The 13,991-nt window shown below is 38.3% G+C and carries 7 protein-coding genes, 3 tRNA genes and 3 rRNA genes; 10 read left to right on the top strand and 3 right to left on the bottom strand.

Going from position 1 to position 13,991, the window contains the following annotated elements; genetic code table 11:
- Positions 1–6 precede the first annotated feature (6 nt).
- The 8 genes from QE431_RS19700 to QE431_RS19665 all read left to right on the top strand — a co-directional run bounded on the left by QE431_RS19700 (position 7) and on the right by QE431_RS19665 (position 9,216).
- Complete coding sequence (locus QE431_RS19700) at positions 7–1,242, top strand: ABC transporter permease (RefSeq protein WP_307299582.1); 1,236 nt, start codon at positions 7–9, stop codon at positions 1,240–1,242.
- Between the two features lie 775 nt (positions 1,243–2,017).
- Positions 2,018–3,531: ribosomal RNA gene (locus QE431_RS19695) — 16S ribosomal RNA — on the top strand.
- A 125-nt stretch (positions 3,532–3,656) separates the two neighbouring features.
- Positions 3,657–3,730, top strand: a tRNA-Ile gene (locus tag QE431_RS19690).
- Between the two features lie 170 nt (positions 3,731–3,900).
- Positions 3,901–3,974 (top strand) — tRNA-Ala (locus QE431_RS19685).
- 128 nt (positions 3,975–4,102) lie between these two features.
- Positions 4,103–6,984 (top strand): 23S ribosomal RNA (locus QE431_RS19680).
- Positions 6,985–7,165: 181 nt separating this feature from the next.
- Positions 7,166–7,275: ribosomal RNA gene (rrf, locus tag QE431_RS19675) — 5S ribosomal RNA — on the top strand.
- Together the 16S, 23S and 5S rRNA genes with 2 tRNA genes alongside form the textbook arrangement of a ribosomal RNA operon.
- A gap of 377 nt (positions 7,276–7,652) precedes the next feature.
- Positions 7,653–8,246 (top strand): YdeI family protein, encoded by a 594-nt coding sequence (locus QE431_RS19670; RefSeq protein WP_307299580.1) that lies wholly within the window; start codon positions 7,653–7,655, stop codon positions 8,244–8,246.
- Between the two features lie 607 nt (positions 8,247–8,853).
- On the top strand, positions 8,854–9,216 hold the full coding sequence (locus QE431_RS19665) for a MerR family transcriptional regulator (protein ID WP_307299578.1): 363 nt from the start codon (positions 8,854–8,856) through the stop codon (positions 9,214–9,216).
- A gap of 329 nt (positions 9,217–9,545) precedes the next feature.
- Here the strand turns inward: QE431_RS19665 and QE431_RS19660 are convergent.
- Both QE431_RS19660 and QE431_RS19655 read right to left on the bottom strand, forming a co-directional pair.
- Positions 9,546–9,623 (bottom strand) — tRNA-Val (locus tag QE431_RS19660).
- 178 nt (positions 9,624–9,801) lie between these two features.
- Positions 9,802–11,028, bottom strand: a complete 1,227-nt coding sequence (locus QE431_RS19655) for a folylpolyglutamate synthase/dihydrofolate synthase family protein (RefSeq protein WP_307299574.1) — start codon at positions 11,026–11,028, stop codon at positions 9,802–9,804.
- A 131-nt stretch (positions 11,029–11,159) separates the two neighbouring features.
- Here QE431_RS19655 and QE431_RS19650 point away from each other — a divergent pair, with 131 nt between their 5' ends.
- Both QE431_RS19650 and QE431_RS19645 read left to right on the top strand, forming a co-directional pair.
- Positions 11,160–11,852, top strand: a complete 693-nt coding sequence (locus QE431_RS19650) for a MotA/TolQ/ExbB proton channel family protein (RefSeq protein ID WP_057114972.1) — start codon at positions 11,160–11,162, stop codon at positions 11,850–11,852.
- Positions 11,853–11,855: 3 nt separating this feature from the next.
- Positions 11,856–12,251 (top strand): biopolymer transporter ExbD, encoded by a 396-nt coding sequence (locus QE431_RS19645; protein WP_008464192.1) that lies wholly within the window; start codon positions 11,856–11,858, stop codon positions 12,249–12,251.
- 362 nt (positions 12,252–12,613) lie between these two features.
- Here the strand turns inward: QE431_RS19645 and QE431_RS19640 are convergent, their stop codons facing one another.
- The gene (locus tag QE431_RS19640; RefSeq protein ID WP_307299569.1) at positions 12,614–13,516 is read right to left on the bottom strand and encodes an energy transducer TonB; all 903 of its coding nucleotides are present in this window, start codon (positions 13,514–13,516) and stop codon (positions 12,614–12,616) included.
- Positions 13,517–13,991 lie beyond the last annotated feature (475 nt).

The following is a 13,991-nucleotide window of genomic DNA, read 5'->3' as shown; positions in this document are numbered from 1 at the left end:
TGTAATTTGAATTTAGAATATTTTATAGCTACAAGACTTATTACTGCCAAAAACTACAAAAGCAGTATTTCAGCTCCCATAATAAAAATTGCTATTTCTGCAATTGCAATAGGAATTATTATGATGATTGTTTCGGTTGCAACTGGAATAGGATTGCAGAAGAAAATCCGTGATAAAGTTTCGGCATTTAACGGACAGATTATAATTTCTAATTATGATAATAATAATTCTGAAGTTACTATAATTCCAATTTCAAAGAAACAAGATTTTTATCCAAATTTTAAATCAGTTCCAGAAGTTAGTCATATACAAGCGATAGCAAGTAAAGCAGGAATTATTAGAACTGAAAATGCATTTGAAGGAATTGTATTTAAAGGAGTAGGTGCCGATTATGATTGGAATAATATTAATGAATACATTGTAGAAGGAAAACTACCTGATTTTTCAAAAGTATTAAATGAAGATGTTATTATTTCTAGATTTCTGGCAGATCGATTAAATTTAAAAGTAGGAGATCAATTCAATACATTCTTTATTAAAGAAGAGCAAGGAAAACTGCCTAATAGTCGTCGATTCAAAATCGCAGCCATATTTAATTCAGGATTCCAGGATTTCGATGCAACATATATAATAGGAGATATTCGTCATATTCAGAGAATCAATAAATGGAATGAGGATCAAATTGGAGCATTTGAAGTTTTTGTAAAAGACTTTAACGATATAAAATCTGCAGGTGATCAGATTTATGAGCAGACGTCTTCGAATCTAGATACCAAAACCATTATAGAAAAGTATAGTTATATTTTTGATTGGCTTCAGTTGTTTGATTTCAATATCGTAATCATCTTGGCAGTAATGATTCTAGTTGCTACAATCAATATGGTTGTTGCTTTATTAGTACTTATTCTAGAGAGAACTCAAATGATTGGAATTTTAAAATCGATGGGAGCAAATAATTGGACAGTTCGCAAAATATTTCTTTACAATGCATTCTATTTAATCCTTCGCGGATTATTCTGGGGAAATTTAATTGGGATTTCAATTTTATTAATCCAGCAGCACTTTGGAATAATTCAGCTTAATCCTGAAAATTACTATGTAAATCAAGCTCCAGTTTATCTAAATTGGATTTATATACTTTTATTGAATTTACTAACTATTGCTATTTGTTTTTTGGTATTATTAATACCATCATACATAATAACCAAAATATCTCCAGTAAAAGCGATTCGTTTCGATTAAATTATAAATTAAAGTATTCATACAGCCCGATAGGTCTTAAAACCTGTCGGGTTTATTTTTTTTATACATATATATATAAGAGAGAAAAAAAACATCTGTCAGGCTGAGCGCTTGGAAATATTTTTGATAGATCATCGAGTAAAAAGTGCCAGAAAAAGGTGCTGAAAACTAAAAACTCTGCAAAAATGGAATGCAAAATTGGGGTTAAATTGAGGAAATACAAACCGTAAGAAGAAAAAACTGACAATGGCTCAAAAAAGCTGATAATGTAAATGGAGAGTTATCAGTGTGTTAAGAAAAACTTTCAAAAAAGATGGAAATTATATAAAAAAAAGTCTTGCAGATGTAAATAAAGGTGGTACTTTTGCACCCGCAACAACGCAATGTTCACAGACATACCGGCAGGAAAAACTAATTAAAAGAGAAAAGAAATTTTCAAAAAAAGATTAGAAAAAGCTTGTGGGAATGGAAAACGGATATTACATTTGCACCCCGCAAATACGGGAAGTTCCTTGAGATACTGAGAGAAGAATTAGAGAAAAAGAGATTAAAAATTTCAAAAAAAACTTTAATTTTTTCTTGCAGGAAACAAAAAGAATTTTTAGTTTTGCACCCGCTTTGAAATACAGGCGGAATGATAAAGAAGACACGTTCGTAGACATATTGAATTGACAGCCGTTTTAACAGAGATGTTAGAACAAAAGAATAAGAGTAATAGAATTGTAAGATTCGAAAAGAACCGATAGATGATCATCGCGATATAATATTACAATATACGATGAAGAGTTTGATCCTGGCTCAGGATGAACGCTAGCGGCAGGCTTAACACATGCAAGTCGAGGGGTATAAGTCTTCGGATTTAGAGACCGGCGCACGGGTGCGTAACGCGTATGCAATCTGCCTTTCACAGAGGGATAGCCCAGAGAAATTTGGATTAATACCTCATAGTATTACGACCCGGCATCGGGATGTAATTAAAGTCACAACGGTGAAAGATGAGCATGCGTCCCATTAGCTTGTTGGTAAGGTAACGGCTTACCAAGGCAACGATGGGTAGGGGTCCTGAGAGGGAGATCCCCCACACTGGTACTGAGACACGGACCAGACTCCTACGGGAGGCAGCAGTGAGGAATATTGGACAATGGGCGCAAGCCTGATCCAGCCATGCCGCGTGCAGGATGACGGTCCTATGGATTGTAAACTGCTTTTGTACGAGAAGAAACACTGATTCGTGAATCAGCCTGACGGTATCGTAAGAATAAGGATCGGCTAACTCCGTGCCAGCAGCCGCGGTAATACGGAGGATCCAAGCGTTATCCGGAATCATTGGGTTTAAAGGGTCCGTAGGCGGTCTTGTAAGTCAGTGGTGAAAGCCCATCGCTCAACGGTGGAACGGCCATTGATACTGCTGGACTTGAATTATTAGGAAGTAACTAGAATATGTAGTGTAGCGGTGAAATGCTTAGAGATTACATGGAATACCAATTGCGAAGGCAGGTTACTACTAATGGATTGACGCTGATGGACGAAAGCGTGGGTAGCGAACAGGATTAGATACCCTGGTAGTCCACGCCGTAAACGATGGATACTAGCTGTTGGGAGCGATCTCAGTGGCTAAGCGAAAGTGATAAGTATCCCACCTGGGGAGTACGTTCGCAAGAATGAAACTCAAAGGAATTGACGGGGGCCCGCACAAGCGGTGGAGCATGTGGTTTAATTCGATGATACGCGAGGAACCTTACCAAGGCTTAAATGTAGATTGACCGTTTTGGAAACAGAACTTTCGCAAGACAATTTACAAGGTGCTGCATGGTTGTCGTCAGCTCGTGCCGTGAGGTGTCAGGTTAAGTCCTATAACGAGCGCAACCCCTGTTGTTAGTTGCCAGCGAGTCATGTCGGGAACTCTAACAAGACTGCCAGTGCAAACTGTGAGGAAGGTGGGGATGACGTCAAATCATCACGGCCCTTACGCCTTGGGCTACACACGTGCTACAATGGCCGGTACAGAGAGCAGCCACTGGGCGACCAGGAGCGAATCTATAAAGCCGGTCACAGTTCGGATCGGAGTCTGCAACTCGACTCCGTGAAGCTGGAATCGCTAGTAATCGGATATCAGCCATGATCCGGTGAATACGTTCCCGGGCCTTGTACACACCGCCCGTCAAGCCATGGAAGCTGGGGGTGCCTGAAGTCGGTGACCGCAAGGAGCTGCCTAGGGTAAAACTGGTAACTAGGGCTAAGTCGTAACAAGGTAGCCGTACCGGAAGGTGCGGCTGGAACACCTCCTTTCTAGAGCCTCAATTGTTAGCTGAAAGGCACGATGAGGAAAAAAGATGGTTATCTGCAGGTATCTGAATTGGAGATTGTATTACTCTTGCTGTTAATTTAAAAGAAATGAAAATTAAGTAAAACAGAGTCTCGTAGCTCAGCTGGTTAGAGTACTACACTGATAATGTAGGGGTCGGCAGTTCGAGTCTGCCCGGGACTACTTTTTTAAGATTGTTAATTGTAAATTATGAATTATAAATTACAAAAGACAGAATAAAAAAAGACTGTAAGCTTGATTAAAGGAAATTCTGGAAGCTGGGATTCACCAAAGGAAATTAGAGAAGAATTAAGAAATCTAAAATCTGAATTCTAAAATCTAAGATTTAAAATGGGGGATTAGCTCAGCTGGCTAGAGCGCCTGCCTTGCACGCAGGAGGTCAACGGTTCGACTCCGTTATTCTCCACAGGTCCGAAAGGACAAAAGTTCATTGACATATTGAGATAAGAAAATAATAAGAAAGTAGAAAGCGTTTTTTACAATTTTATTGTAAAAAACAAAAAAAAACGGTCATAATTGATTTTAGGACTGGTACAATAAGCAAAATAAGGGCGTATGGGGGATGCCTAGGCTCTCAGAGGCGATGAAAGGCGTGATAAGCTGCGAAAAGCTGCGGGGACGGGCACACACCGACTGATCCGCAGATACCTGAATGGGGCAACCCGCTATGCTGAAGGCATAGCACACCGATAGGTGGGCAAACCCGCTGAACTGAAACATCTAAGTAGGCGGAGGAGAAGAAAACAAAAGTGATTCCGTAAGTAGTGGCGAGCGAACGCGGATTAGCCCAAACCGGTGCTGTTACGGCAGTGCCGGGGTTGTAGGACCGCGGTATTTTATGTACAAGGAACCGGAAGCTTCTGGAAAGGGGCACCATAGAGGGTGACAGTCCCGTACGGGCAACGAGTATAATAGATAGCGGTATCCTGAGTAGGGCGGGGCACGTGAAACCCTGTCTGAATTTGGCGGGACCATCCGCTAAGGCTAAATACTCCTGAGAGACCGATAGTGAACCAGTACCGTGAGGGAAAGGTGAAAAGAACCGTGAATAACGGAGTGAAATAGATCCTGAAACCATACGCTTACAAGCGGTCGGAGCCCTTTCGTGGGGTGACGGCGTGCCTTTTGCATAATGAGCCTACGAGTTAACGTTGCTGGCAAGGATAAGTGTTTAAGACATGGATCCGCAGCGAAAGCGAGTCTGAATAGGGCGCTTTAGTCAGTAGTGTTAGACGCGAAACCGTGTGATCTACCCATGGGCAGGTTGAAGCTGTGGTAACACACAGTGGAGGACCGAACCGGTTGACGTTGAAAAGTCTTCGGATGACCTGTGGGTAGGGGTGAAAGGCCAATCAAACTCGGAAATAGCTCGTACTCCCCGAAATGCATTTAGGTGCAGCGTTATTTTAGTTATACAGAGGTAGAGCTACTGATTGGATGCGGGGGCTTCACCGCCTACCAATTCCTGACAAACTCCGAATGCTGTATAATGATTGATAACAGTGAGGGCTTGGGTGCTAAGGTCCAAGTCCGAGAGGGAAAGAACCCAGACCATCAGCTAAGGTCCCCAAATATATGCTAAGTTGAAAGAACGAGGTTTGTCTGCCCAGACAGCTAGGATGTTGGCTTGGAAGCAGCCATTCATTTAAAGAGTGCGTAACAGCTCACTAGTCGAGCGGACGAGCATGGATAATAATCGGGCATAAGCATATTACCGAAGCTATGGATTTACAGTTTACTGTAAGTGGTAGGGGAGCATTCTGACAGGGCAGAAGGTGTATCGTAAGGTATGCTGGACCGGTCAGAAAAGAAAATGTAGGCATAAGTAACGATAATGCGGGCGAGAAACCCGCACACCGAAAAACTAAGGTTTCCACAGCTATGCTAATCAGCTGTGGGTTAGTCTGGTCCTAAGGCGAACCCGAAAGGGACAGTCGATGGCCAACGGGTTAATATTCCCGTACTGCTTATTACTGTGATGGGGTGACGGAGTGATGAAAGCGCCGCGGACTGACGGAATAGTTCGTTAAAGTACCTAGCTATATTCTCTGCAGGCAAATCCGCAGAGAATGGTGAAATACGATAGTACTCGGAGTCTTCGGACAAAGAGATAGTGCGCCTAAGGGCTTCCAAGAAAAACCTCTAAACTTCAGGTAATAAGCACCAGTACCGTAAACCGACACAGGTAGTTGAGGAGAGAATCCTAAGGTGCTCGAGAGATTCATGGCTAAGGAATTAGGCAAAATAGACCTGTAACTTCGGGAGAAAGGTCGCCCCGAGCAATCGGGGCCGCAGTGAAGAGGTCCAGGCGACTGTTTATCAAAAACACAGGGCTCTGCAAAATCGTAAGATGAAGTATAGGGCCTGACACCTGCCCGGTGCTGGAAGGTTAAGAGGAGATGTTATCTTCGGAGAAGCATTGAATTGAAGCCCCAGTAAACGGCGGCCGTAACTATAACGGTCCTAAGGTAGCGAAATTCCTTGTCGGGTAAGTTCCGACCTGCACGAATGGTGTAACGATCTGGACACTGTCTCAGCCATGAGCTCGGTGAAATTGTAGTAACGGTGAAGATGCCGTTTACCCGCAGTGGGACGAAAAGACCCTGTGCACCTTTACTATAGCTTAGTATTGACCTTGGATAAATGATGTGTAGGATAGGTTGGAGACTTTGAAGGGGCGTCGCCAGGCGCTTTGGAGTCATTGTTGAAATACAACCCTTTGTTTATCTGAGGCCTAACCCCGCAAAAGCGGGGGACATTGCTTGGTGGGTAGTTTGACTGGGGTGGTCGCCTCCAAAAGAGTAACGGAGGCTTCTAAAGGTTCCCTCAGTACGCTTGGTAACCGTGCGTAGAGTGCAATGGCATAAGGGAGCTTGACTGAGAGACATACAGGTCGATCAGGTACGAAAGTAGAGCATAGTGATCCGGTGGTTCCGCATGGAAGGGCCATCGCTCAAAGGATAAAAGGTACGCCGGGGATAACAGGCTGATCTCCCCCAAGAGCTCATATCGACGGGGGGGTTTGGCACCTCGATGTCGGCTCGTCACATCCTGGGGCTGGAGAAGGTCCCAAGGGTTGGGCTGTTCGCCCATTAAAGTGGCACGCGAGCTGGGTTCAGAACGTCGTGAGACAGTTCGGTCTCTATCTACTGCGGGCGTTAGAAATTTGAGTGGATCTGATTCTAGTACGAGAGGACCGAATTGGACAAACCTCTAGTGTATCTGTTGTCCCGCCAGGGGCACCGCAGAGTAGCTACGTTTGGAAGGGATAAGCGCTGAAAGCATATAAGCGCGAAACCCACCACAAGATGAGATTTCTTTTAAGGATCGTGGAAGATGACCACGTTGATAGGCTATAGATGTAAAGGCAGTAATGTCATAGTCGAGTAGTACTAATAATCCGTAAGCTTATGTACACCCTTTTCTCTCCCGCCGCAAGACGGGAGGGAAGAAACTTTCTAAACAAATTTACTTTTCTTTATCTCAGTATGTTAAAATATTTGCCCGTCGCGGGCAGTTATGACTCTTGGGTTATAAGTGAGGAGTTGAAAAACAATAAACTCTGAACCAAAATCCAAAAAACATAACTAAAAACCTTAAGGTGGTTATTGCGGCGGGGCTCACCTCTTCCCATCCCGAACAGAGTAGTTAAGCCCGCCTGCGCAGATGGTACTGCAGTATTGTGGGAGAGTATGTCGCCGCCTTTTTTTAAAGAATCCTCATCATTTATTTGATGGGGATTTTTTTGTTTTGTATGCATTTTATTATTCTATCTTTTATTTTCTTTTGTTATTCAATAATTTTTGCATTATCTATCTCTAACTTTGTTTTGTTAGGAATTCACTCTTAAATCGCTTAAAATTTCGATCTAGTAATGGAGTCAATTGATAATGCTTTTTAGATTTTATTGGATGTTAAACTTAAATTAGATTTTAATAAATACTAAATTTGCTCTGCAATTAATTTAAATTGGATTTAAAGCAGTCTCTAGAACGCGATAAAATTATAAACTTCATTAATGATTCCAAAAGACGGATTATATGAATATCGATTTTAATTTTAGTAAACTAAATTTTTAGGTATTATGACTAGTTACAGTGCAAATTCTAAAGTTGATTTTTATTTTGAGAAAGAAGAAAAATGGAAAGCTGAATTAGAACAATTGCGTGCTATTGTTTTGAATTGTCATTTAGCTGAAGAGTTAAAATGGGGAGTTCCTTGTTATACTTTCGAAAAGTCAAATATTGTTTTGATTCATGCGTTCAAGGATTATTGTGCTTTACTGTTTTTTAAAGGTGCTTTGATGAAGGATCCAGATAAGATATTAATTCAGCAAACGGAAAATGTTCAAGCAGCACGTCAAGTTCGTTTTACTAATCTTAAAGAAATAGAAAGTAAAAAAGAGGTGCTTATACAATATATTTATGAAGCTGCTGAAATTGAAAAAGCTGGTTTAAAAGTAGAACTGAAAAAAGTTTCTGAATTTGAGATTGCGCAAGAGTTTCAAGTTAAACTAGATAGCGATCCTGATTTGAAAAAAGCTTTTTATGCTCTAACTCCAGGCAGACAGAGAGCTTATTTGCTCCATTTTTCGCAGCCTAAACAATCTAAAACAAGAGAGGGAAGGGTAGAGAAGAATATCCCAAATATTCTTATTGGAAAAGGTTTAAATGACTAGAGAAAATCTTAAAAAAAATAAAGAGAAACGACCTTGATTAAAAGTGCTTTTTTTTGATTGTCATATGAATTTTAATAAAAATAAAGTGGCCGCGAACTTATAATTGTTTGTGGCTTACTAAATCTTATTTAGATTTGAATGTTAATTTGTAGAATTTGGGATGCTTGACTACTTAATAATTGGGTCTAATACTAATAGCAAAGAATATTATTTTAATGAATGCTGTCAAAACTGACACAGCCATTCTCTAAACAAAACAACATTTTGAAATTCTTGACGGATCACGAGGAGTAGCTACATTTGCTGTATGGAATAGTATATATAGTAAGAATTTTATAGGTCATGGTTTTTTAGTGGTAGATTTTTTCTTTTGTCTCTCTGGTTTTGTGATAGACTACGCTTACGATGATCGCATGCTAAAATGGGAATTTTATAAATTTTTTGTATCCAGAATTTTCAGATTATATCCTTTTGTAATTGCAGGTTCTACTATAAAATTTTTAATTCATTTCTTATGTTTTAAATGCAAAAAGAATTAGTATATTTGAAAGCGTAAAGTGTAGACTATACTCTATACTTTGTTGTTTTCTTTTAAAAAAATAGAACTATGCTTGTAAACGAATTATCAAAAAAAACGGGATTATCAATTCATACTATTAGATACTACGAAAATTTGGGAATGATAAAGGGATTGACTAACGAAAAGGTGACATCTAATAACTATAAACACTACGATGCTAATACTATTGAGCGTTTAGAAATTATCATAGAAGCAAGAGAAGTGGGATTTACTCTAGCAGAAATAAAAAAAATATTGAAAAGCTGGTTCGAAAGCACTGATTCAAAACCGGAAACATTAGAACTTTTTCAAGCCAAAATAAAAGAGATTGATGATAAAATGAAATATTTCAAACAGACTAAAAGTCTTCTTGAAAAAGTATGCGAGAAAATAAAAAGGAATAAAGATTGATGGTTAAAGTTTAAAATGTGTAGAAAACTCCTTAAGAGCTTAAGGAGTTTTTTTTCGGATTTGATTTTTATCGTAAAATGATGAACTACTGTAAAGAGCACCATTTGATTAATTCGGGATACAATTTATCAATCTTATTTTCTTGTTTTTCTTTCTGAGACTTTTTAATTCCGTGTTAAATTCTTTCATTTTAACGAAACCTCTTTCAATCATTACGGCTTCTACTTCATTATTAATGTCCAAAAGTAGTTTAGTCATTCTTATAAATTTCCTCAGCATACAGTATAAAAACGGCAAAAAAAAACTCCTTAATTTCTTAAGGAGTTTCTTGGTGGGCGATGAGGGGTTCGAACCCCCGACCCCCTCGGTGTAAACGAGGTGCTCTGAACCAGCTGAGCTAATCGCCCTATTTTACTAGGCTGCTATCGTTTGTGATTGCGAGTGCAAATATACGCTAGTTTTTGAGTTCTGCAAAGAAAATCGAATAAAAAATAAAAGTTTTTTTAAAATAATTTATATCTCGCTGTTTATGAATTTGTTATTAAAATGATTTTTTTAAAGTTTTTTCTAGATCCAAAGTATATTTTAGTTCAAAGGCAATTCGGCAACAACAAAAGTGCTTCCTCCAACATAAATAAAATCATTTTCAGAAGCATTTTTCTTTGCTTCCGCAAAAGCGATGGCGACAGAATCGTATTTTTCTCCAATCAAATTGTGTTTTTTTGCTTCACTTTGTAAAGTTTCGGCTGGCAAAGCCCGTGACGAATCTGGATGGCAAAAATAATATTGCGCTTCTTTTGGGAAAAGTGGCAAAATAGAATCTAAGTCTTTATCATTTACAACACCGAAAACAATATGAAGCTTTTCAAATGCTTCATTTTTAAGCTGATTCATTACAACTTCTAATCCGTGTTTGTTATGCGCAGTATCACAGATTATTTTCGGGTTTTCTCCCAATTGCTGCCATCTGCCTTGTAAACCAGTATTTTTCACAACATTTAATAAGCCTTGTTTTAATTCTTCATTCGAAATCTTAAAACCAGTTTCATTGTTAAGAATTGAAATAGTCTGCTGCACCGTTTTTTTATTATGAAATTGGTAATCACCAACCAAGTCAGACAAATAAATTTGATCAATTAAATCAGAAGCAAAATAGATGGGAGCACGTTTCTCTTCAGCTTTAGCTAAAAAAACAGGTTTGGTTTCTTCGGTATATTCTCCAATTACAACTGGAACATTCGGTTTAATAATTCCCGCTTTTTCACCTGCAATCGCTTCGAGTGTATTTCCTAAAAACTGCGTGTGGTCTAAACCTATATTGGTAATTACCGAAACCAAAGGTGTAATGATATTTGTTGCGTCTAATCTTCCGCCAAGGCCGACTTCAATAATAGCAATATCAACTTTTTCAGCTGCAAAATAATCAAAAGCCAATCCAACCGACATTTCGAAGAAGCTCATATCATTGGCTTCAAAAAAAGATTTGTGCTTTGCAATGAATCCGCAGACAAAATCTTCGGAAATTTCTCTTCCGTTTATTTTAATCCTTTCTCTAAAGTCTTTTAAGTGTGGAGAAGTATACAATCCTACGTTGTAACCTGCCTCCTGTAAAACCGAAGAAAGCATATGCGAAGTAGAACCTTTTCCGTTTGTACCCGCAACATGAATGCATTTCAAATGATCCTGAGGGTTGTCAAGGTGAGCTGCTAATAACTTAATATTAGTCAAATCTTCTTTGTATGCTGAAGCACCTTGCAATTGGTACATTGGAAGTTGATTAAACATCCACTCGGTAGTCTCTTGATAGTTCATTTATTTTGGATAAAATGGTTGTTGATTGAAATAAATTTCGATTTTTGTAGTTTAATATTACAGCGAAAATTATCTTTATTGCAAATTTCAAATATTTTTTAGAATTAATTATTAAAAACCAGAATTAATATATGTTTAGTTTTATTCAATTACAAACAGATACAATCGCACAGGCTTCAAATGTAGTGATCGAAAAGATCGCACCGCAAAATGAAATTTCAATGTTTGGCTTTATTATGAAAGGAGGAGTCTTCTTGATTCCGATTGCGATTCTATTGTTTTATACTATTTATGTAATCTTTGAACGTTATATGTACATCAGCCGAGCTTCAAAAATTGACGGCAGATTAATGCAGGATGTTGGAGATAAATTGCATTCTGGAAATATTGAATTGGCAAGAACAATTGTAGAACGAAATAATACGGCTGCTGGAAATATTTTAAAAGAAGGAGTTTTGGTAATTGGACGACCAATTGCAGAAATCGAATCTAATATGGACCGAGCCGCAGATATCGAAATTGGTGAAATGGAAAGACGTCTTGGGCATCTTGGACTTATCGCTGGTATTGCGCCAACTCTTGGTTTTATCGGAACAATTTCTGGGGTAATTAAAATTTTCTACAGTATTTCGGTTACAGAAAATATTAGTATCGGAAACATTTCTGGAGGTTTATATGAAAAAATGATCAGCTCTGGTTCTGGGTTAATTGTTGGTATTATTGCCTATAGTGCATACCACTTATTAAACGGAAAAATTGATGATTTTGCTTTAAAAATTCAAAAGCAGATTTTAGAATTTGTCAACATAATTCAAAGAGCATAAACTATGTCTATTAAACGAAAAAGAAGATTTCACGCCGAAGTAGCGACTTCATCTTTGAGTGACATTATGTTTTTCCTGCTGTTGTTTTTCCTAATTATCTCAACACTGGCAAATCCGAATGTTATTAAGATGACATTGCCAAAAGCGAAAGCGAATGAAAAAACCAATAAACAATTAATTAGTTTGTCGGTTACAGAAGATAAAAAGTTCTACATTGACAAACAAGAGGTTGATTTTGAAAACCTGGAAACAAGTTTAATGTCTAAAATTGGAACAGATAAAGAACAAACAGTTGTTGTTCGAATCCCTTTTAATTTGCAAGTACAAGATTTAGTAGATGTTTTGCAGATAGGAGTGAAGAACAACTTAAAGTTTGTAATTGCGACAAGTCCGAAGTAGATTTACAATTAGGGCGTGACCCCAATAAAAAAATGGGCAAATCATCATCACGTTGATTCGCCCATTTTTTTATTGAGGTCGGGCTATCCGCGCTACTTCGGTAGCTTGCTTCTATCCCTCACGCAAACACAACATAAATTTTACATAACAATATGTCATCCTGAGCGAAGTTGAAGGACATACAAGTAATTCCTCAAGGAGAATCACCAATCTTTGTAGAGCTTCTTGCGTGTCCTTCAACTTCGCTCAGGATGACAAACTAATTGTAAGTAATTAGATAGAAACTAAAAAAGGCTTTCTGAATTTTCAGAAAGCCTTTTTTATGTTAATTATAATTTTTGTAAATCTGTGCAATTCGTGTTTTAATCCAAACTAAAATTATAAATAATTTTTCCCACTTGTTTGGCCGCAGCATTTGCATCTGCCGACCATTTTGTGTTTAATGCTGCAATTTTAGCTTGTTCTAATAAACAACTTGCAGTGTTGGTTGTTCCTTTTACTCCAGCTGTAGCGCTTATCGTTTTTCCATTTTGATCAACAGTAACTTCTACAACGACTTTTCCTTCTTCATTGCAGGTATATTTTGGAGCAGGTTTAGATAATGCCTTTCGTCCGTTTAAAGAATATCCAGATCCACCGCCAGAACCACCGCCGCTTCCAGCTCCATAACCGCTTCCTGAGCCGATACCACTTCCAGTTCCGTTACCGCCTCCAGTTCCTCCGCCAGAACCACCACTTCCATAATAACCGTTAGAGTTTAAGCTTCCGTTGGCTTTTCCTTTATTTCCAGCTGCTTTATCATCTCCGTCACCACCTTTATTTGAACCTTTCATAATGCTTGCTAATGCATCGTTTGTTGAATTAGAAACTTTTGGTTTTTCTGGTACAGGTTTTTGTACAGGTTTTTCAACAGGAACAGGTTTCTTAGGTTTTTCTTTTGTTGGAATTACTACATCATTATCGGCAGTCGTATTTTCCTGCGTAATGATAGCTTCCTCTGGAGTTGATTTTGCTGGAGCTTGTTTTACAGTATTTTTGACATTCAAAACTTCACTTTTATAATTAGCACCAGAACCAAGATCACTATCGCCAAAATTTACAGTAACGCCACCGCCACCTCCGCCGCCATCTGCAAGTGCTACATTATTTTCTGGATTGTAAGGAGGCCAAAAACGTATGAATAAAAGCAATAGAATTAGTACAGCATATATTGCTGTGGTGAGTAGTAATGATTTCTTTTGATCTGAAGAAATAGTGGAACTCATTTTGATTCTGAATTTTGAAATGTATTATTTTAAAAACGTTTAAAAGTACTAAAAATTGTTTAGAATGTGCGAGAGAATTTGACCGCAAAGTTCGCAAAGGTTTGCGCAAAGAAACGCAAAGTTTAATTTATCTCAAATTTGAGTAAATCTCCGATTGAAGTTCGCAAAAGCTAGATGTACACAAAGCTTTACGAACTTAATATTTAGATATTGCTTGCGCTGTGAATTAAACTATCTTAGCGTGCTTTGCGTTAAAAAAAGCCTTGTAATTATAACGCAAAATTCGCAAAGGTTTACGCAAAGAAACGCAAAGTTTTATTTGTCTCAAATTTGAGTAAATCTCCGATTAAGTTCGCAAAGCTAGATGTACACCAAGCTTTGCGAACTTAATATTTAGATATTGCTTGCGCTGTGAATTAAACTATCTTAGCGTGCTTTGCGTTAAAAAAAGCCTTGTAATTATAACGCAAAATTC

The organism is Flavobacterium sp. SORGH_AS_0622 (genome assembly GCF_030818825.1).
Classification (GTDB): domain Bacteria; phylum Bacteroidota; class Bacteroidia; order Flavobacteriales; family Flavobacteriaceae; genus Flavobacterium.
The sequence above is the reverse complement of the archived record's forward strand: the minus strand, read 5'-3'. Positions and strand labels throughout refer to the sequence as shown.